This is a genomic window from Raoultibacter timonensis, from assembly GCF_900240215.1.
Taxonomy (GTDB): domain Bacteria; phylum Actinomycetota; class Coriobacteriia; order Coriobacteriales; family Eggerthellaceae; genus Raoultibacter; species Raoultibacter timonensis.
On sequence record NZ_LT964681.1, the window covers coordinates 845540 to 866814 of the forward strand.

A 21275-nucleotide genomic window follows, 5' to 3' on the forward strand; every position below is an offset into this window, starting at 1 on the left:
GAGTCGCAGATAGGCGATATCGGAAACCGGTGGGAGCAGCTGCTCGGAAGCAGGCCCGCGCTCTTTGCCGCTTCGCCGTACGGCCCCGCCGAACCGAGAATCGCTGCAGCCGAAGCCATCGGACGCACCGACGCCGGCGCCATCGTACTCGACTGCATCGGCTACTCGACCGCCATGGCGCGCGATATCGAACGAGCAAGCGGCAAGACCGTCGTGCTGCCGCGCGCCATCGTCGCCGAAGCGGCTAAGGAACTGCTATGATCTGCAGAGGCCAGGCTATGGTTGCCTGCGTCGCCCGAGGCATCCGAACCGCTGCTTGGTTTTGCAACCGACGAACGACAGCGCACGTTTCCCGAGCCGCGAAACACCATGTTTCACGTGAAACATTTGTTCGCTATCACAACACAAGAGGAGCCCGTATATGGAACTGACCGAACGCGCCAAGCGCATCATCATCGACAGCCTCTGCCTTGCCGAGGATGAAACCCTGCTCGTCGTTACCGACGATCCCACCGCCGAGGTGGGCGCGCTTTTCTACCGAGCCGCCCAAGAACTTGGCCGTAAGGCGCTCCTCGTGCAGATGCCCGAACTCGACGTTGCCGGGCAGGAGCCTCCCGCAGCGGTCGCAGCCGCCATGTGCAAAGCGGATGTGGCGCTGTGCCCCACGGCAAAATCGATCACGCATACCAATGCCCGTATCGAAGCGGCGGCCGCTGGCACCCGCGTGGTCACCATGCCGGGCATCACCTTGGACATGCTGCGCGAGGGGGCCTCATGCGCCGATTACACGCGTGTCGAGAAGCGCACGATACGGCTAACCGAACGGCTCGACTGTGCGAAAACCGCCCGCATCGAGAAAGACGGGCACGTCCTCGAGCTCTCTTTGGACGGACGCCCCGGCATACCGAGCCCCGGCGTGTACCGCGAGTCCGGATCGAGTGGCAACTTTCCCTCGGGCGAAGCCTACATCGCCCCCGTCGAGGGCGCGGGCGGCGGCTCGATGATAATCGACGGGTCGATGGTGGGCATCGGCAAGCTCGACAGCCCCCTCACTGCCACCATTGAAAACGGGCACCTGGTTTCGATGGACGGCGACGACACGGGTGCTCTCGACATCCTGTTCGCCCGACCGGAAAACGGCGCGGTGGCCGAACTCGGTATCGGAACGAACGACGAGGCCATCCTTTCGGGCATCATCCTCGAAGACGAGAAGCTCTACGGCACCGTGCACATCGCCTTCGGCACGAACACTTCGTTCGGCGGAACCAACAAAGCCGATTGCCATTACGACGGCATCATCCTCGATCCCACGCTCTACCTCGACGACGAGCTCATCATCGACAAGGGCGTGTTCGTGGGCGAGTAGCGGGCGCGCGCGGCCGGCAACCTGTTCGGATACCGGCCGCCATTTTACCCATTCGAGGCACTTCGCGCGGACGTCGGGCTGCATCGCCGCATCGCGCACGTGAAAAATTATGCGGATGCCGCTCGAAGGCTCGGCCTCTTTTGTACGCACGCGCACGTGCAAAAACTGCTTATCCGAAGGCTGCGCTATGCTTCCGAATCTTCGTCGGCGGCAAGCTCTGCACCGCGCGCCCGCACGAGTTCGATGGCCTCCTTCGTGCTGAAGTAGTCGAGATCGATCGCCACCACGCAGGCATGCTTCCACTCCCCTTCGATCTCGGCATCGGCTGCCTCTTCGAGGCCCGGGGAGTACTTCTCAGCGAGCAGCTTGAGCCCGTGGCGCTTCTCGTCGTCGTCCGACACCACGCGCGCGATGCCGAATGCGATCACGCTGCGGAATTCGGTCGTGAACTTCTCGGGTACAATGCGATCCTGGTCGATCACGCAAAACGAAACGCGGTCGTTGCGCCCGATCGCCTCGAGTTTGTGCCCCGCTATCGCGCAATGGAAATAAACGGTGCCGTACAGGGCTCCCGGTTCGCGCGAAGGCTCCTCGTAGGCATAGCTGATCGGCACGCCGTAGGGATAGAGCTCATCGTGCAGGCTCAAAACGCCTGCCGTATTGCGCTTGAGTATCTCTCTGCCCTCTTCTGCAGGCAGCGCTTGCCTACTTCTGCGTATCTCTCGAAACATGATCGTCCTTTCTATGCGCCGCGCGCACGCGACGCGTCTGCAACCGCACGCATCGAAGCAGGTGCGATTCATTCGACATGATAAGGAGGCCATGGTACCTAAATTTGACGCAGGAGAAAACGGGGTTAGACCGTTTTTCTCCGCCGACGAGGAAAAATACGCTTGCAAATGTACGGTTCGAAAGTCAGGGTTTCGAGCGAGCATCGCCCCGAAGGCCGTCCGCCGTCCAGCTGCGACACGCCCGCAGGCGGCGATTCGGCCTGCTGCCCGGTTCTGCAGGTTTTTTCACATTGTGTTGCACCCGACTGCCCGAAACCGTCGCCGCAATCCGACAGGTTTTCCAGTTCAAGACGTATCACCTGATCATAGGCGTGCACTCACTTCGGTACGCCCACGGGTTTTTCCGCAAGCCGCGGACAGTGCGACAAAGGGGCCGAAATAGGGAGCCGAGCGCAGCATAATCCGCAAAAACCTGCATTTTCGAGCCGACCGCTTGCCGAAGCGACCTGCAAAGGACCCGTACCGACCGCTTGCGAGGCAAACCTCTGCCGCCGTTTTCGCGTTCGTAGTTTTCGCAACCGCAAAGCCGCAGGGTTCCACGCGTCCGATGAAGGCATCGACGCAGCAATTGACCTCTTAAGAAAGAATTAAGACAGCCCCCGTATCATGCGTGCCAACAGGCAACAGCGGTCGACAGGGGGAAACGATGGCCGGATTGTCACGCAGGGGTTTTCTCGTTTCAGCAGGGGTGCTGGCAGGACTTGTCGCTTCGGGGGGCGTCGCCAACGCGCTCGCCGAGGACAAGGCCGTGCTCAGGCCGCCGGGCGCACAATCCGAGCGCGGGTTTCTCGCCCGGTGCATGCGCTGCCAGAAGTGCGTCTCCGTCTGCCACGCCCGTGTCATCCAACCGCTCTCGATCGCCGAAAGCATCAAGGGAGCCTCGACGCCCACGCTCGATTTCTCGCGCAACTACTGCGATTTCTGCGCCGAGGAGAACGGGGGGAGGCCCCGCTGTTCCGAAGTATGCCCCACCAAAGCCCTCCTTCCGCAGTCCGGCAAGGCCACCGTCAACGGCATCGCCGTCGTCAACGAACGGAGTTGCATCGCCTGGGATTGGAAGGGCTGCACCGCCTGCGTCGACAAGTGTCCGCAGGACGCCATCGCGCTCGACGAGCAGGGGCGCCCCCTCGTAGACGATGCCCTGTGCGACGGATGCGGCCTGTGCGAACTCATCTGCCCGAGTTCGTCGCTGCGCTCGTACGGGGGCGGCCGCTCCGAAGCGAAGGGCATCGTCGTCGTTGCGAAGGAGCGTGAACGAGCATGAAACCGCCCAAGCCGTCCCATCCGATTCGCCTCGTGCGCACCGGCGTTGCTGTTGCGGTGCTGGCAGCCATCGGCGCAGGCGTGGCGTTCGGCACCGATGCGGGGACCCTCTGCGCATGGTGCCCGCTCGGGTTCGCCCAAACATCGCTTGCATCTCGCGAGTTCCATGCGGCTGTTCTGGCGCCCTTGGTCGCGGTGATCGCTGCGGCAGCGCTGCTCGGCCGCGCGTTCTGCTCGTGGGGATGCCCTTCGGGTCTGGTCAAAAAACGCGGGGCGAGCCGTGCGAGATCGAGCGCCACTAAGCGAGGCGGTCAGGACAGCAAGGGGGGATGCGCGTCGCAGGGAAAATCGTGCAGTGCGTCCGCCGCACACCCGCTGCCGAGCATCGCGCTCATCGCCGCCGTGCTGCTCGCGTCGCTCATCGTCGGGTTCCCCGTTTTCTGCCTGTTCTGCCCGATCGGCCTGGTGTTCGGGCTCATGTTCGCCATCTTTCGATCGCTGACGGTGTACCAACCGAGCTGGGATCTCGTCATCTTTCCGCTCATGCTGATCATCGAGCTTCGGCTGTTCGGATCATGGTGCAGCCGCATCTGCCCGCTCGGAGCGGCTGCAAGCCTCATCGCCCGCATAAGCCCGTTCAAGCTCAAGACGAAAGCGAACCTTGGCACCTGCCGCATCGACTCGTCCTGCCATGCCTGCTCGGAAGCCTGCCCGGAGTCACTCGAACCCCCGTCGATCGTTGTCGGATCCGACGAAACATGCACGCTGTGCCTCGAATGCGCACAAGCATGTCCGCATCGATCGCTCGCTGTCGGCATATCGCCCCGAAGAGCCGAAAAGGAGGAGCGCATGACCGAATCCACCGAATAACGTACCAGCAAGACGAAAGGGAAGAAAGGATAAAGCTATGAACGCAGTATCAAGACGATCGTTCGTCAAGGCGATGGCCGCTTCGGGTGCCCTCGCGACAGCCGCAGCACTCGGTTACGAAGCCTGGAAGCCGTTCACCGCGCTTGCGGCGGACGATGCCGGCAGCGCGCAAACCGAGGGCGAAACGCAGGTCATCCGCAGCGCGTGCCGCAACTGCTATGGGCGCTGTACCATCAACGGGATCGTGAAGAACGGACGGCTCGTCCGCGTCGAGGGACGACCGGGTACTTATTCCGAGGGAACCATCTGCAGCCGCGCTTTCGCGATTCCGCAGCTTGTCAACAGCCCGCTGCGCGTCCGTTACCCCATGAAGCGCGTCGGAGAACGGGGCGAGGGGAAGTGGGAGCGCATCACGTGGGATGAGGCGTGGGACATCATCATTCCGAAGTTCAAGGAAGTCATCGAGCAGTACGGCGGCCACACGATTCTCGCAAACAACGGGACGGGACGCGATCAGCTCAATATATCGGTGCTTCAGAAGTGCTTCTACGATATGGGCAGTGTCGGCGGGTTCGGCGTCGGCAGCATCTGCAAGATCGCCGGCGACTTCGTCCAGAAGACCACGATCGGAAACCCCTGCCAATTCACCGGCTGGAATCCCGAGGACACGAATCTCATCGTCATGTGGGCGCGCGGCATGTTCTCGTGGGGCTATTACGATTGGATCTACATCAAGAAAGCCCTCGACCGCGGTGCAAAGCTCATGGTGGTCGACCCGCGCCATACCGCCGCAGCGGCGAAATCGACGATGTGGGTTCCGATCCGCCCAGGAAGCGACATGGCGCTCATCCTTGCGATCATCAACGAAATGATCAGCTCGGGACGCTTCGATAAGGATTTTGCGACCAAGTGGACGAACTCGTCGTTTCTGCTCAACGACGAAACCGGGTTGCTGCTCCGCGAAAGCGATCTTGCCGACGGCGGCTCAAAGGATAAGATCGCCTACTGGGACGAGGGCACCGGATCGGTGCAGTTCTGGGATACCGTCGATCTTGCCTGGAGCGTCGACGACCCGAAGCCCGCGCTGCTCGGCTCCTACGACGTCGAAGGCATCGAGCGCCGGACGTCGCTCCAAAAGCTTGCCGACGCAGCTGCCGAATGGACGGTCGAAAAAACCGCCGAGACGACCTGGCTTACAACCGACCAAGTGAAAGACGCTATCGAGCTGTACATCGAGAGCAGCCCCGGCACCTGCTTCACGCGCGGTCAGAAAACCGACTTCAGCGATAACAGCAGCAGCGTGTCGCATGCGTTCACGATCATGATGGCGCTTGCGGGCAATTACGAGATTCCCGGCGGCAACAGCGTGAAGCCCGGCACTTCGACGAAGGGATCGGCTCTGTTCGATGCGGTGCCCCCGAAAAGCGCAGTGCGCCAGGAAATCGAAGCGAACATCGACGATTACAGCATGTGCCCGGGCAAAGCCCAGGTCTACGGCATACGCGACGGCGTCTACTCGGCGGCAACCCACGCGCTTACCACCGGAAAGCCGTTCCAACCGCGTATCTACTGGGGCATGAACTGCGAACCCATCATCAGCTGCGCCGACAGCTTGGAGGTTGCAGAAGGTCTGAAGAACATCGACTTCTCCGTTAACGTCAACCTCCTCATGTCGCCTTCGGCGGAGCTGGCCGACATCGTGCTGCCAGCCGCCCATCAAAACGAGATCGACCGCATCGAGTATCCGCAGTCGGGACACTGCTGGCCCGCCAACCATACGGCGACGATCAGGCAGCCGTTCACCGAGCCGCAGGGCGAATGCCGCGACGAGGTCGACATCCTCTTCGATCTGGCCAGCCGCCTCGACATCGATATGACGTGGAAAGACAAGTACGATTGGTTCAATTTCGCGCTCAAAGCAACCGGAATGACCTTCGAGGAATTCAGGGAAGCCGGCGAATTCGTCGACGAGATTACGTACGGCAAACACGAAAAGGGCCTTCTCCGAAAAGATATGAAACCGGGATTCGAAACCAAGACCGGGAAAGTGAACATCTTCTCCGAAGAGCTGCAGCGCTTCGGCTGGGGCGGCATTCCCGGATACCGCGAGCAGCCGCAATCGCCCTTCAGCGACCCCGACCTCGCACAGGAGTACCCCTATGTCATGCTGACGGGCGGGCGCAACCACCAGTACTTCCATAGCGAGTACCGGGAGTCGGCGTACATGCGCTCCATCAGACCGTTTCCCGTGGTGGAGATCAACCCCGAAACCGCGCACGAAAACGGTGTCGAAGAGGGCGATTGGGTATGCATCGAAACCACGATGGGGTCGATCAAGCAGGTGGCCCATCTGACCGAAGGCATCGATGCACGCGTCGTTCACTGCGACCACGACTGGTGGTTCCCCGAGAAGGGCGCACAGGACGGCCTCCACGGCGCGTTCGACAGCAACCCCAACGCGATCATCGATAACGACAAGGTGTTCGACCCCGCCGTCGGAACCGACAACTTCAGCTCGATGTGCAGAATCCACAAGTCGCCCGACGGGCCGCCCGAGGGCATCTTCACAACCCCTGAAGAGCTTTCGGCGTTTCTGAGCAACGGACAGGAGGACCAGCAATGACGACCCACCGCATGATCGTCGATCTCGACCGGTGCATCGGGTGCCATTCGTGCACCGCGGCGTGCATCCAGGAGAACGAAATCGACCTCGGCCGCTTTTACACCAAAGTGATCAACGTCGGACCGACCGGCACGTACCCGAACGTCGAAGAGTACTACCTGCCGGTGAAATGCCAGCATTGCGAAACGCCGACCTGCGTGAAGGTATGCCCCACCGGTGCCTCGTACCGACGAGAAGACGGCATCGTGCTCGTCGATCACAACAAGTGCATCGGCTGCGAATACTGCATCATGGCATGCCCCTACGGCGTGCGGTCGCGCAACGACCGCCTCGGCGTTATCGAGAAATGCACGCTGTGCGCGCACTTGGTCGACGATGGGAAGAACCCGGCATGCGTCGATATCTGCCCGGGCCATGCTCGCATTTTCGGAGATGCCGACGATCCGGCTTCCGAGGTCGCCCAAAAGCTCGCCTCTGCCGGTGACAGCCTGCACCGTCTTGCCGACGTAGGCAACACCCCCGGCGAAGCGTTTCTGTTGGCCAATCAGACATGGAGGAGCTAGCAATGGATATTCAGTGGCCTTTACTCGTATTCGGCGTGCTCGCGGGCCTGAGCATGGGATGCCTCGGCTTCGTGTGCGCTTTCATTCTGGCGGGGAAAGCCGAATCCCTGCGGATGCCCGGCGTCGTGATCGCTCTTGCAGCGATCGCTGCGGGAGGCCTCGCCTCGGCGTTTCACTTGGGAAACCCCGATAGGATCCTCTACATTCTCGGCAACCTTCAGTCGGGCATCACCCAGGAGCTGCTCGCAACGGCGGTGGCAGGCGTACTGATCGTCGCCCTCTGCATCGCCTTGGTGAAGAAGGCGTCGCCCGCCGTGCTCAAGACGCTTGCGGTTTTGGGGTTGATCGCCGCCATCGCGCTTCCGTTCATCACGGGCGAAGCGTACGTGCAGGGGGCGCGCCCCGCATGGAACACGCTGTTCCTCCCGATCATGTACGTCGGTGCGGCGTTCGCCATGGGAGCCCTTACCATGACGGTGCTTTCCCGCATCAAGCACGTCGACGATGCCGACCGCACCCTGATCGGCAGAGCATCCTTCGTCGCGGCGATCATATGCACCGTCACCGTGGTGCTGTACGTTTCGGCGGTTGCGCTGGCCCCCTACCCCGATCCCTCCCGCTCGATCGATCGGCTGCTGAGCGGCGATCTGGCCCTGCTGTTCTGGGGCGCGGCTGTTGCACTCGGGTTGATCGTGCCGCTTGCGCTCACGGCGATGCAGGCGTTCGGGAAGCAGCCGCAGGCGAAAGGCGGCACCGCCGTCCTTTCCCGCCCGAGCGTGCTGTTCGTCGGGCTCGTCTGCCTCGTTGCCGGATCGGTGGCCATCAGATCGATCATGTACCTGCTCGGCAGCAGCGTCCAATCGTTCATCTACTAGGCGAGGAGGCCCCATGTCTCACTACTGCACCGCAGAAGAGCTCGAGCAGCTATCCGCCGCACGGGAAAGCATATACGCTTTCACCGGCCAGGCGTTCAGCAAAGAGGCGGACGAACGGCTCTGGCAGGCGGTCGAGGACATCGCCGCAGCGCACACCGAATCGAACAGCGACGCCTCAGGGGGATTCGCCCGGTTGGCGCGCTATGCGGCCCGCTGCGAAGATGCGCCTCTTACCGAGCTCGCCGTCGACTATGCGGCCACGTTCCTTGGCATCGGGCCTCGCCATGATGGCGCGTTTCCCTACGAATCGGTGTACACGAGCGATGAGAAGCTGCTCAAACAGGAAGCGTTCGACGAAATGAACGCCGTGTTGCGCAGCAAGCGCATCGCGCTTGCCATCGACATGGTTTCCGACGAAGACCATGTTTCGACCGAGCTCGCCTTGCTTGCCCGCTACGCACACGACGTGCACCGCCTCCTGGGCAAGGGGGATACCGACGGCGCTTGGAGCGTCGAATCGGAGCGCATCGGCTTTCTCCTCGGCCATGCCATGCGGTGGATCCCCGATTTCTGCGCCGATGTCAAGCGCTGTGCGAAGACCGATTTCTATCGCGCGATCGCAGACATCGCCAGCGATTTTCTTATGCTCGACGCCTCGATCGTCGAAGGCGAGCCGCAAGCGACCCCGTCGAAGGCCGGAGCGGCGTAACCGTCGTTGCCGTCTGCCGTTCTCGCGGCAGACGGCAACCCCCGTAAACGTTCGGATCGCACCTGCCCGCCGTCCCTCGTTTGACTGCCGCAGCAACGGATGGTACAACAGGATGGAGCACCGCGAAGGAGGATGCCATGAGGCTTTTGGTCGCCGAAGACGACGCTTCTCTGCTCCAAGCAATTTCTGAAGCCCTCGGCAAGGAAGGCTTCGAGGTGGACAGCGTCGGCGACGGCGCCGATACGTACTTTTTCGCAGCGCAAGGCATCTACGACTTGCTTGTGCTCGACATAACGATGCCCAGCATGTCGGGGCTCGAAATCGTCAAGGAGCTGCGCTCCAACGCTGTCGACACCCCCGTCCTGTTCGTCACCGCACGCGACACCATAGCCGATCGCGTTACGGGGCTCGGCATCGGAGCCGACGATTACCTCGTCAAACCGTTTGCCCTGGCCGAGCTGATCGCGCGCGTGCATGCGCTGCTGCGCCGGAGCGCCGGCGAAGCGACCAAGCGGGTTCTCGCACACGGTGCCTTCGAACTCGATCTTCTCAGCCGCGAAGCCCGCTACAACGGATGCGACCTCAACCTTACCATGAAGGAATTCGAGCTTCTCGAGTTCCTCATCATCAACAAGGGGTCCATTCTCACTCGAAGCCAAATATCCAATCGGCTCTGGGGCTTCGATACCGACATCGGTTTCGGCATTCTCGATGTGCACATGCACAACCTTCGCAAGAAGCTCGCTGCTGCATCGTGCGAAGACAACATCAAAACCATCCGCGGTGTCGGATACCAGTTCAAGGCCGAGGGACGCTGAGCATGGGCAAGCAACGCATATACTCTGCAGGCGAATCGTCACGGCGCATTACGCGAAAGCTCACGCTTGCGAACCTGATCATGCTCGTTATCCTGTTTGCGCTGTGCATCGTATTTCTCAACGTGTTTACGCAAACGAGCATGACGGCCCGAACCGACGAGAAGCTCGAACGCGATCTTGCCGGATTCTCCCAATCACACCTATCATCCGAATCGCATTCGCAGAGGCTGCCTTCGGGTTTGCTCCCCCTCATCTTCTTCTTCGATGCGCAAGAGGGCTACATCAACCCCCATCCCGCCGATTACATGGTTGCCGAGCACATGGACGAAATCCTCTCTCGCAATCTGCCCGAAGGTTATTCGACGCAAGTAATTGGAGATCGGAGCTATCGGATATACCGCGTCGTATACGACGAGACGTTGGTGTTCTGGGAGCAGGACGAATCGTACAACGTCACCGAAACGGTCTCGTTTCTCGATATCACCTCCGAAAAGGCCATGATAGACTCGCTGCGCTTCGCCAGTGCCGGCTGCCTGATTGCAAGCATTCTCATCTTCGGCGTTTTCAGCTATTGGCGTGCGCGCAAAACCATCGTCCCCATCAACGAAGCATGGGAGAAGCAGCGGCAGTTTGCGGCCGACACTTCGCACGAACTGCGCAACCCGCTCGCCTCGATCCAAACCAACGCAGAGCTGCTACTCGCGAACCCCGATCGTACGGTCGAGCAGGAAAGCAAGCATGTTGCAGCCATTCTCGACAGTTCCCACCACATGGCTTCGATGATCTCAACGTTGCTCACCCTTGCCCGCGCCGACGCCGACCAAGACGAGTTTTCCTACAGCAGCGTCGACCTCAGCGAGGTTGCCGAAAGCATGTACGAGCAATTCGCACAGATCGCCAGTGCGCGCGATATACGCGTTATCGCCCATATAGAACCAGGAGTGCGTTTAACAGGAGATCGGGAGCGGATCGGCGAGCTGCTTTCGATTCTGCTCGACAATGCCATCCGCTACACCGAGCCGGGCGGCACCGTCACAATCTCCTGCACCCTCGACAAAAGCCGACCCGTTGTGAGCATCGAGGACACGGGCATCGGCATAGCCGACGATGAGATCGATTCCGTTTTCCAAAGGTTCTACCGCAACGACAAGGCCCGTTTCATCAATCCCGAAGGAACCGGGCTCGGCCTGGCGATAGCCCGCTGGATCGTTGACCGCCACGATGCCGAGCTCACCGTTTCGAGCGTTCTCGGCGAGGGAACCCGCTTCACCATTACGTTTCATGAATGAGCGCGGGCACGTGATCCGAGCGCATGCCCTCTGCACAAAGGAGCCGCCCGAAGGCGGCTCCCGTAGGTGCTTTGGCCGTGCGAAGCGAATCTCCTAGTAGTGCTTCAGATCCTCGTCCTTCACCCTGCCGCGGAACGTGCGGTAGATGATGACGTGGTAGACGAGCACGAGCGGCAGGCCCACGCACGTGATGATGGTCATCCACATGAGGGCGAGCTCGGAGCCCGCGGCGCTCATGAGCGTGATGGACGGGCCGATGCTGTCGGGCGATGCCACCACGAAGTTCGGAAACATCGACGCAGCCAGCAGCGCCACGAGGAAGAACGCTCCTGCCGACTGGCACAGAAACGCCCACAAGTCGGATCCCTTCCGCATCATAACCATCGATCCGACGATGCCCACGAGCACGATCGCCGCGAACAGGAAGCGCAGCACGGAAAGCTCGGGCACCATAGCGGGCTGGATGATGAAATGACCGTAGATCGAAACGATCACGAACAGCACGAGCGCTGCAATCTGGATCGGGAACGCAACCTTCACGGCACGATCGCGCAGCGCGGAGGGCTTCGGCGATTTGAGCGCGAGCCAGGTAGCGCCCTGCGCGAGGAACATCGAGAGTCCGAGCAAACCAGTGAGCAGCGTGAACGGAGTGATCAACCCCAGAAGCGGAATGCCGATGTAATCGCCGCCCGCGCTCATGGGAATGCCCGCGTAGATGTTGCCGACCGCAACGCCGAACAGAAGCGACGGAAGAGCCGACCCGATGAAGAAGAGCTTGTCCCAGACGCTGCCCCATTTGGGATCGTAGCCGCGGAACTCAACGGAGACCGCACGGACGATCAGGCTGAACAGCACGAGCATGATGGCCAGGTAGAACCCGGAGAACGTAGTCGCATAGGCGGGAGCGAACGCGGCGAAGAGCGCGCCTCCGGCCGTGAGCAGCCACACCTCGTTGCCGTCCCATACCGGACCGATGCTCCTGCGCACGATCGCCTTTTCCTTATCGTTTTTAGCCACGAACGGGTACAGGGTGCCCGCGCCGAGATCGAACCCGTCGAGCACGAAGTAGCCGCCGATGAGAACGAAGATCAGGATGAACCAGAGAACTTGGAAGAATGTCATTTCCACGACTACTCACCACCTTTCGACGCCGAAGCCTTGTCGTCGCTTACCGTCGAAGCAGCCTTCGCCTCGTCGGAATCGTCCGTTTCGGCACCGAGGATGCCGACGCCTGCGGGGGCGAGAACCGGCCCCTGCTTGATGAAGTGCATCACGATGCGCACCCATGCCACTGCGATGAACGCGTACACAAGCACGAACAGCAGCAAGGTGATAAGTATCTCAACCGACGAGACCGATTGCGATACGCCGTTGTAGGTGAGCAAGCTCACGCCGTCAGGGCCCGTCGTCGACGGATAGACCACCCACGGCTGGCGTCCAACTTCGGTGGTGAACCAACCGGTCTGGATCGCGATGAACGGGAACACCGGCGAAATGAGCAGCAACGTTTGCAGCCAGCGCATGTTCTTGACCTTGCCCTTGCGGAACGAGAACACGAGCGCGAGGATCACGCACACCATGATGAGGCCGTACATGGCAACCATGATGTGGTAGCTCTGGAACACAGCGTTCACCGGTAGCGAATCGACGTCGAGATCGGCGTACTGCTCGGTTTCGGCGAGGTCGTTCAGGCCGAGGAACTCGGTATCCCATGTACCGGTTGCAAGGAAGCTTGTGCCGCCGGGAATGTAGAACGGGGTGAGCACCTCGCCCGATTCCTCGTCGACCCAGCCGAACGCATAGAGCGGGGGAACCTCCGATTCGTACATGCCTTCCATCATGGCGAGCTTGGTAGGCTGCTCTTCGGCAACCACTACCGCTGCGGAATGCGCGAACACGATCATGAGGCAGCTCGACACGATACCGACGGCCGCGCCGATCTTCATCGTCTTCATGGCGAACTCGGTATGCTTGCCCTTGCGCAGATAGTACGCGGCAACGGCAATGGCGAAGAACGCGCCCATGATAATGAGGGCGTCAACCGTATGGGTGTAGCGGGGTATGGTGGACGGGTTGAAGGCCGCCGCGAAGAAGTCGGTGATGACCGCCCTCGTGCCGTCGGCGTTGAGTTCGGCACCCGCAGGCGTCTGCATCCACGAATTGGCGATCAGGATCCACAGCGCCGAAAGCGCCGACCCGATGAACACCAGCCAAGACGACACCAGATAGAACTTCGGCGAAACCTTGTCGCGGCCGAACAGCAGCACGCCCAAGAACACCGACTCGAGGAAGAAGGCGAGCAGCGCCTCCGCCGCGAGCGGCGCACCGAAGATGTCACCGACGAAGCGGGCGTAATCCGCCCAGTTGGTTCCGAAGGAGAATTCCATCGTGATGCCTGTGGCCACACCGACCACAAACGTCGCGGTGAAAATCTTCACCCAGAACTTGGCCGCAGCAGCGTCTTTCTCGCTGCGAGACCGATAGTACCTCGTCTCGTTGATGGCTAGGATCAATGCAATTCCGATGGACAGCGGCACAAAGAAGAAGTGATACCCTGCGGTCAGGTAAAACTGAATTCGCGCCAACATTGTCGGATCAGAAAAGATCTCCATCGCACACCCCCTTTTTGATCAAGCGTTGAACCCGCTTTCGCTACCCGTGCGATGAGACGTCTGACTCGCTCCCAACGCACCGGTTACGAATACCAGCGGCGTTTCCCCTTGGAAACTTTGTCGACATTCTAGCACCGAAACCGCTCCTTGCGTCCGTAAATGATACTTTTTTTATATCATTTAGAGTATTTTCTCTTACGAACAGCCGCGATGCGCAGATGTCGATACCATCATACGCCTGCGAAAATAGGTTTCTCAAGGGGGTCGTCCGTTGGATACTGCGAGGTAGTGCGGCTGTTACCTGCTCGTTATCTTGCCTCATAACAGATTGCGGGATTCGTAGTTTTCGATTCCCACCAGTGTTTCACGTGAAACATTTGTTCGTATTGTTGCCTACAGCACACCTATTGCCCACAAATCGTTAGCACGGAGGCACATCGATATAAGCTGTATCCTGCCGAATACTTCGTCCATTTATGGAAGATCTTAAGTAAATTATGCTACTATTACCGCTATCGTTTTATTGCTTGTTCCTGCGAACGAATGCCCTCGTTCGACCGATAGCTCCGGCAGCGTTTTGCCAGTAGCCGAGCTGCGGGTTTGATCGCAGGCACGACATCCATTGGAGGACCCATGACCGCACGCCGTCCCCTTTCCGCTATCATCGCAGTCTTTCTCGCCTTTGTTCTCGCATTCGGACTCGTTCCGCTCGTTTCGGGCTCGACGCAGTACGCCGAAGCGACCGAAGGAAGCCAACCCCTCGACCTCGTCGAGGGCACGTACGCCGAAGGGGAGGCGCTCGTGCTGCTCGCCGACTCGGCAGGAGGCGTATCCGCTCGCTCAAACGTTCTCGACGGATACACGATCGAGAACACGTGGGACTTCACGGTGTCCGACGAAGCAGCCGACCCCACCTCCGATGCGATCGCCCGCCCGCTCTCCCTTCTCGATGAAGAGCCCGATTCGCTCTCCATCGCACTCGTGAAGAAAGACGGCGCCGACACGGCGACCATGATCGCCGAGCTCGAAGCCATGCCCGACGTACTCGCAGCCGAGCCGAACTACCTGCGCACCATCTCATCATACGACCCCGCCTCCGACCCGTTCTATGAAACGGGCCAATGGTCGCTCGGCAACGGCACCACCTCGCACCCCGCCGCAAAAGGCATCGACTTCGAGGCGGCGTTCGATGCGCTCGAAGCGGCTGGCAAAACGACGAGTGCCCCAACGACAAGTTCCCCCATCGTGGCCGTCATCGACACGGGTGTCGATTACACCAATCCCGATCTCGCGGGCGTTATGTGGAACAATCCGGGAACCATCGGGCTTGAGGGGCAGCATGGCTACGACTTCGGCAACTACGACGACGATCCCATGCCCGACGGCACCGATTACGTCACGTCGCACGGTACGCATTGCGCAGGCTCCATCGCCGCACAAACCGGCAACGGCGAAGGCCTCTCCGGCACTTCGGCCAATCAGGCGCGCATCATGGGCCTCAAGGTGAGCGACGCCACTGCAGGCATTTACGACGATTCGTGCATCGGAGCATTCGCCTATGTGCTCAAAGCCAAGATGGCGGGCGAGAACGTCGTCGCCACGAACTGCTCGTGGGGCGGACCGAGCTACTCCGCCATCATCGATTTCGCCATCGACCAGATCGGCCGCGCGGGCGTCATCACCTTCATCGCCGCAGGAAACGACGGCATGGACGTTGGGCCGACCCCGAACCATCCCGCCGATACCACAAGCCCTTACGCCATCGTCGTGGCATCTGCCGATCCCGACGGAACGCTTTCGAACTTCACCAACTACAACGAGACCATCGTCGATGTGGCCATCGGCGGCTCGTCGATCCTCTCGACGCTCTCGGCAAATGTGGGCGAGCATTACATCTCGTCGGTCGGCGCAACGGCGCAACCGGGCACCCCGACGACGCAGAAAGCCGTGAACTATGCGCTGCACAACTTCGACGGCTACGCCAATATCGACGAGGTCGAACACCACCTTAACCTCGTGGCCGCGTATTACAATCCGGACGGAAGCGCCAATCCGGGAGTGCCCGTTACGCTCGATCTCGTTTCAGGGGGCTTTCAGCAGAACGGGCATTCGAAGCAGCTCTCGGTAACCGCCGACTTCGAGCCGGACGGCTTCGTCGAGCTCTCCCTAAACATACCCAACCCTTTCGCCGGCCTCTCGGCTGCAGACGTGCCCGAAGACCTCTACCTCGGCTTCATGGGCAAACGGCAAACTCCTGCGTCGGGCGTGCTCTCGGCCCAGGCGGCCGTCAAGCTCGTCGGCGACACGGGTTCCGTCGAGATCGCAGCGATGCCAAGCCATCAGTACTCCGATGTCACCTACAAGATCGCCGACCCTGCCGCCCTTGCCGGCGGATCTCCGACACTCGAGGTCAAGCTGGTTTTGCTGCCTGCCAACCAAGAGACGCAGACCACCACGCTCTTCCTCGACGACCTCGGCCTCGGGACTCCAACCGGCAATTACGGCATCATGAGCGGAACCTCGATGGCAACCCCGACGCTCGCGGGCTGCTATGCGGCGCTGTGTTCGCTGTACGGCGATGTCGAATCGCCCCTCGAGCTTCGCGGGCGACTCATCGGCAGCACCGAGAGCCTCGTTTCCACCGAGCAGGGCAAGATCGCCTCGGGCGGGCGGTTCGTCTTCGACGAGGCCGTGCAGGCGGCGGGCACCCTTAATCCCACAAGCTACGCCCTCACTTTCGAGGATGGTGCGGCAACGCTTCACGGACGGGCACTTGACGGAGCGACTGTCACCATCGACAACACGCCTGCATCGGCAACGGCAGCGCCTGACGGCATGACGACCTCCTTCGATGCATCGGCCTATGCCGACAACGCTTACCATCGCGTCAACGTGGAAAAGAACGGCCACACCTACAAGGCGCGCTACTTCTTCCCCGACGACACTGCGGAAACGCAGCTTCTCGAACGCATAAGCGACGTTCCCTTCGAGCTTTCCTCGAGCATGCTCAACTACCAGCGTCTGCTCACCGACGGCGACGTTGTCTACTTTGCCGGAGATTCGGGCGAAGCGGTATATTCCTACAACGTATCTACGGACGCATGGACGAACCTGCCCTCGGCAGAAGGTATCGAGAGCGGACACGCAAGCAACCTGTACTACCTTGCGGCAAACGGCGAACTCTACGCCGTCGATACCTATTACACGACTAACGACCCGCAGGCGGAAAACCCCATCTACACGATGCTCGCCTGGCTGTATCGCTACGATGCGGCGACAGGCGCGTGGGAGAGCCTTGGCGATCCGTTCGCCGTGGACGGGCTCGCTTCTGCCGATGCGGTTCAGGCGGGTACCTACAACGGCCGAATAGCTTTGGCAAGCTCGAGCATCTCCGAGGAAGACACCTTGTTCGGATTGCTTCTGATCGACCCCGTAGCCATGACGTCCGAGGTGATCGGAGGCCCGACCGACACCGATGGCACCGTCTGCGATTTCGGCTACATGACGCAGCTCGGCGATTTCCTCATCTCGTTCGGCACCGCCGAAGAGGGCATTTCGCAGACGAGGCAGTTCGTTCCCTATGTGTTTGACGGAACCGCATGGACGGAGAAGAGTCCCTCGAACGACATTCCCGCCATCGACAGCCCCGCGCTCTGCCGCTACCATCCGGTAGCCGACGGCGAACGCATCCACTTCATCGGCGATTCGCTCACTTCGTACGGCACGCTGTTCTCGTACGACCCTGCAGCCGATGCATGGGAGACGAGCCCCTACTCGGCCGATCCTGCCAAGCCGGTGCTCGGGGCAACCGTACTCGGTGATTCGTACTACGCGATTCTCTCCGATTCGCCCGAATCGCCTCTGGACACCTCGTCTGTTTCCGACGGCATCGCACCCGCCGCTGCGGCGACCGCCGGTCTCTACCGCATGCCCTCTGCGAGCAATCTGCACGAAGTTGCCGTAACCGCAAGCGGCGGCGGTACCGCTTCGGGCGGGAACTGGGCAGAAGCCAGCAGCGTACTCGTCGGCGACAGCTTTACCGCGAGCGCCTTACCGAAAGCCGGGTACTCCTTCAGCGGCTGGTACGCGCCTGACAATACGCTGCTTTCGGGCGATGCCGTATGGACCTTCCCTGTGACCGGAGCTGCCACCATCGAAGCGCGCTTCTCCTACACCGGCGGACCGGGCGGCGATCCCGACCCCGGCGGCTCGGACAAGCCAGGATCGACGTTAGCGAAGGTGGGAGATCCGCACACGATCCTCCTCGCCGCCATCGGCCTTGCAAGCCTCGCGGCACTCGCGCTCAGCTTCGACGTCCGCCGTCGAAGCAAAAGCGGACGGTAGACATACTCGAAGAATACGGGCGGCCGCATCGACGACCGCCCGTTTTGCCGCCTTGAAGCACCTGCCGTCGCACAGAGCAAACCAGGGCTCGCTGTGCGCGGATTACCGCGCGGGTTTTGCTGACTCGCGCGCTGCGGATGCCGTCGTGCGAAAACCCGGCGCCCGAGCCTTCGCCTTCGCCTTCGCCTAGAGCAGCTTATCGAGCTCCGCATCCACCATCGTAAGGCGTTTGGCAGCCGGATGCTCGACGAGCAATCCGCGCGACACAACCATGCTCGGCGTGCGAAGGACAGTAAGGTCTTCGAGGGGATTGGCGTCGTAGAGAGCGATGTCGGCGCACTTGCCCGCTTCGACGCTTCCCGTTTCCTCGGCAATACCTGCAATGCGGGCGTTCAGCAGCGTAGCTGTATGCAATGCGTACGCGGGCGAGACGCCGACATGCTTCGCGAAATAGCACACCTCGCGCCACATGTCGTACTGGGTCACGAACGGGCAGCTCGAATCGGTACCGAGTCCCACAGAAATGCCCGCGTCGAGAGCATCGCGGGCGCCCTGGACGATGCCCTCGAACACCACGTTGGCGTTGAACTGGGTGAATTCGTTCATGAGCGTCACGCTCGGATCGAGTTTGCACAGGGGGATGGCAGGCGAGATCGTGCAGATGTCGGCCGACCCCGTTTGCTTGTACAGCTCGATGATCTCGGGCGTTGCGGGAGCTCCATGCTCGACGGTATCGACTCCCCCGCTGAGCGCCACCCGTACGCCTTCGGTGCTTTCGGTATGGCTCGCCACGTAGAAGCCGAGCTTATGGGCCTCATCGCATACTGCCGCCGTCTGCTCGAGACTCATTTTGAGCTCGCCCGGCTCGCCTTTCACCTTGGCATCCATCACGCCACCCGTTACGCATATCTTGATGAAATCGACGCCGTGCTCCTTGTGGCTGCGAACGAGCGCGCGCAACTCCTCGGGATCGGTCGCCGTCTGCGCGAACGTTCCATCACCGTGCCCGCCCGGAACCGTGATCGCCGGACCCGATACGAGCAGACGCGGACCCCGCACCGCCCCTGCGTTGATACGGTCACGCAAACGCACGTCGGACCAATGGAAATCTCCCACTGCACGCACCGTGGTTACGCCCGAAGCAAGTTGCGCCTGGGCTCCCGATTTCACCATCGAATCGAGCACCTTCGCACCGAGCGCAGTTTTGGTGATTTTGATGAGCATCTGCGCACCGCCGCCGCCCGAAAGCGCCTTGCTCGGCTTGCCCGTGCCGAACAGGTGCACATGCAGGTTGATCAAGCCGGGAATGGCGTACTTGCCCGCACAATCGATGCGCTGGAAGCCGGGTTCCACCTCGCCATGATCGGTAATTGCGGCGATAGAGCCGTCGCGCACGTAGATATCGACGCCCTCTCGCAGATTTTCCTCATCCGATGTTCCATCGAACAGGTTGCAGTTTGAAAGCACGTAGTCCATGAGCCAGCCTCGTTTCCGTGAATGCCTTGCAGCGCCAGTATACCGCGCAAACCGCAGCGCCGCAGACGGAGGAAAGCAGATGTGTTGATTACCGCCGCGCGTCCACCATATCGATAAGTTGTTGACGAGAGTGGATGTAGAGTTTCTTGTAGATATTCTTCACATGCTCGCGAATCGTGTTCTCGGAAACGAAGAGCTTTTTCGCAATGCTCGCCCGCGTATGACCTTGCGCGAGGTAGACAAGCACTTCGGCCTCGCGAACAGAAAGCTGATGCGTCGCCGCAATGCGTTCGCAGCGTTGTTCGAGAGTCTCGCGTTCCGAGACAGAGGTGTCGTCGGGCGCTACGCCTTCGCCCGCAGTACTCTTTTCCACTTCCGTCTCCGATTTCGAACCGGTTGCGACCGATGCGCCAGACACTGCTTCGCCGCCGTCCCATCGAGGCGGCTTCTCTCCTTCCCCAACATGGGATACCCTCATGGTCACGCGGTTTCCTACCAGCAGGATCGCGCCGAGCACCACGAGTACGGCGACGAGCACAATGCTGTTCAGGAGCGCCTGGGTACCGCCGCCCGCCAAGGGAAGAATGTTCTGTCCCGAGAACACGCCAGCCGCATAGCCCCACCAAAGCACGGTCCATACCGCAGGAAACAGCATGGGCAGACTCACGATGCGGCATCGATCGATGTTGATGAGCACGAGGAACACGCACAGCCGTAGAAACGTCCAGGAGAGAATTGTAGGAGAAAGCCACACGTCTGCATGATCGAGGTTGACGATGTTGAGCAGTATCACCGCCACCAAGCACGGTGCAAACACCTTGATGAGCGTAATCGGTTCGATGCGCGACCTGAATGCAATCGACGCAACGAAACATACCAACGACAGGACGATGGCTGCCAACGCTGCATTGCCGTTGAGCTCGCGCATGGACTCTTCGGTAGCAACATCGGCCGTCGTGCCCGCCACGATTCCGAGCGCCACAGCAAAGATCGCCAAACCGATGCCAAGTTTCACGAACTCCTTGGTATTGGATGGCCGAACGAGCAGCGGCCGTTCATCGAGAGGCTTTGAACGAACAGCGAGCACGTAGCAGACCCACGATCCAATGCCGCACGCCACTACGATGACAGGTATCGTGAAGTAGCCGCTGTGCATTGCCGCATAATCGATCACGCTTGCCAAGAAGAACGCGCAGCACACGCCAACGAGCGTATCGGCCGACGTGCGCTCGGCGAACACGGTTGCCCACACAAACGCAACGGTTGCAGCCGAAAAGCCAAGCGCTGCAGCGGCAACGTAAATACCCCAAAGCGGCAGCAGCGTTTGAGCAACGAGCACGCAGGCAACGCAGGCGGCAACCGTTGTGATAAACGATAAGCCGATCGACCATGCCGGCGTAAACGTTCCGGCATCGCGACGGTAGCTGATAAAGCAGAGTGCCAGCAGAAAAGCCACGCTCATGCTGCCGACGAGAAGCGGGGAAAGTATCTGTCCCGAAGAGCTGGGGAACAAAAACGTAAGCGAGGCGTTCTGCCAAACGAGAAACAGAGCGAATCCAATCGTCAACGGACTCGCGCAGATCATTGCGATTCGCCGCGCTCCGCCCAGCTCGGTTGTACGTGCCTCATCCATGCGTTTTTCCACCTCCGCAAGCAGTATAGGACAAAACCACCCG

At 60.7% G+C, this 21275-nt stretch carries 16 protein-coding genes; 11 read left to right on the plus strand and 5 right to left on the minus strand.

Going from position 1 to position 21275, the window contains the following annotated elements:
- Together C1722_RS17050 and C1722_RS15635 are read left to right on the plus strand one after the other, a co-directional pair.
- Positions 1–261: AroM family protein (locus tag C1722_RS17050; protein ID WP_180995308.1), on the plus strand; the 261-nt coding region annotated here is incomplete at its 5' end.
- A gap of 160 nt (positions 262–421) precedes the next feature.
- Entirely contained in the window at positions 422–1366 is a 945-nt protein-coding gene (locus C1722_RS15635) for an aminopeptidase (RefSeq protein ID WP_102380253.1), read from the plus strand.
- Between the two features lie 185 nt (positions 1367–1551).
- On the opposite strand, the gene C1722_RS15640 is transcribed toward C1722_RS15635, so the two are convergent.
- Positions 1552–2097, minus strand: a complete 546-nt coding sequence (locus C1722_RS15640; protein WP_102380254.1) for a pyridoxamine 5'-phosphate oxidase family protein — start codon at positions 2095–2097, stop codon at positions 1552–1554.
- 706 nt (positions 2098–2803) lie between these two features.
- Here C1722_RS15640 and C1722_RS15645 point away from each other — a divergent pair.
- From C1722_RS15645 to C1722_RS15680, 8 genes are all read left to right on the plus strand, one after another.
- Positions 2804–3421 carry a 4Fe-4S dicluster domain-containing protein gene (locus tag C1722_RS15645; protein ID WP_102380255.1) on the plus strand — a complete coding sequence of 206 codons (618 nt, stop codon included), beginning with the start codon at positions 2804–2806 and terminating at the stop codon, positions 3419–3421.
- Complete coding sequence (locus C1722_RS15650) at positions 3418–4290, plus strand: 4Fe-4S binding protein (protein ID WP_102380256.1); 873 nt, start codon at positions 3418–3420, stop codon at positions 4288–4290. Before C1722_RS15645 ends, C1722_RS15650 begins: the two co-directional genes overlap by 4 nt.
- A 37-nt stretch (positions 4291–4327) precedes the next feature.
- On the plus strand, positions 4328–6913 hold the full coding sequence (locus C1722_RS15655) for a molybdopterin-containing oxidoreductase family protein (protein WP_102380257.1): 2586 nt from the start codon (positions 4328–4330) through the stop codon (positions 6911–6913).
- Entirely contained in the window at positions 6910–7476 is a 567-nt protein-coding gene (locus C1722_RS15660) for a 4Fe-4S dicluster domain-containing protein (protein WP_102380258.1), read from the plus strand. Before C1722_RS15655 ends, C1722_RS15660 begins: the two co-directional genes overlap by 4 nt.
- A 2-nt stretch (positions 7477–7478) precedes the next feature.
- Complete coding sequence (locus tag C1722_RS15665) at positions 7479–8351, plus strand: dimethyl sulfoxide reductase anchor subunit family protein (RefSeq protein WP_180995309.1); 873 nt, start codon at positions 7479–7481, stop codon at positions 8349–8351.
- A 13-nt stretch (positions 8352–8364) separates the two neighbouring features.
- On the plus strand, positions 8365–9060 hold the full coding sequence (locus C1722_RS15670; protein WP_102380260.1) for a TorD/DmsD family molecular chaperone: 696 nt from the start codon (positions 8365–8367) through the stop codon (positions 9058–9060).
- Positions 9061–9197: 137 nt separating this feature from the next.
- Positions 9198–9878, plus strand: a complete 681-nt coding sequence (locus C1722_RS15675; protein WP_102380261.1) for a response regulator transcription factor — start codon at positions 9198–9200, stop codon at positions 9876–9878.
- Positions 9879–9880: 2 nt separating this feature from the next.
- Positions 9881–11167 (plus strand): sensor histidine kinase, encoded by a 1287-nt coding sequence (locus C1722_RS15680; RefSeq protein WP_102380262.1) that lies wholly within the window; start codon positions 9881–9883, stop codon positions 11165–11167.
- 93 nt (positions 11168–11260) lie between these two features.
- Here C1722_RS15680 and cydB read toward each other — a convergent pair whose 3' ends face one another.
- Entirely contained in the window at positions 11261–12289 is a 1029-nt protein-coding gene (gene cydB / locus C1722_RS15685; RefSeq protein ID WP_180995335.1) for a cytochrome d ubiquinol oxidase subunit II, read from the minus strand.
- Between the two features lie 8 nt (positions 12290–12297).
- Positions 12298–13779, minus strand: a complete 1482-nt coding sequence (locus tag C1722_RS15690) for a cytochrome ubiquinol oxidase subunit I (RefSeq protein ID WP_102380264.1) — start codon at positions 13777–13779, stop codon at positions 12298–12300.
- 633 nt (positions 13780–14412) lie between these two features.
- On the opposite strand from C1722_RS15690, the gene C1722_RS15695 reads away from it, so the two are divergent.
- Positions 14413–18123 (plus strand): S8 family serine peptidase, encoded by a 3711-nt coding sequence (locus tag C1722_RS15695; RefSeq protein ID WP_102380265.1) that lies wholly within the window; start codon positions 14413–14415, stop codon positions 18121–18123.
- Between the two features lie 186 nt (positions 18124–18309).
- Here C1722_RS15695 and C1722_RS15700 read toward each other — a convergent pair whose 3' ends face one another.
- Both C1722_RS15700 and C1722_RS15705 read right to left on the minus strand, forming a co-directional pair.
- Positions 18310–19599, minus strand: coding sequence for an amidohydrolase family protein (locus C1722_RS15700; protein WP_102380266.1), 1290 nt, complete (start codon positions 19597–19599; stop codon positions 18310–18312).
- 88 nt (positions 19600–19687) lie between these two features.
- Positions 19688–21232, minus strand: a complete 1545-nt coding sequence (locus C1722_RS15705; protein ID WP_180995310.1) for a helix-turn-helix domain-containing protein — start codon at positions 21230–21232, stop codon at positions 19688–19690.
- Positions 21233–21275: the final 43 nt, after the last annotated feature.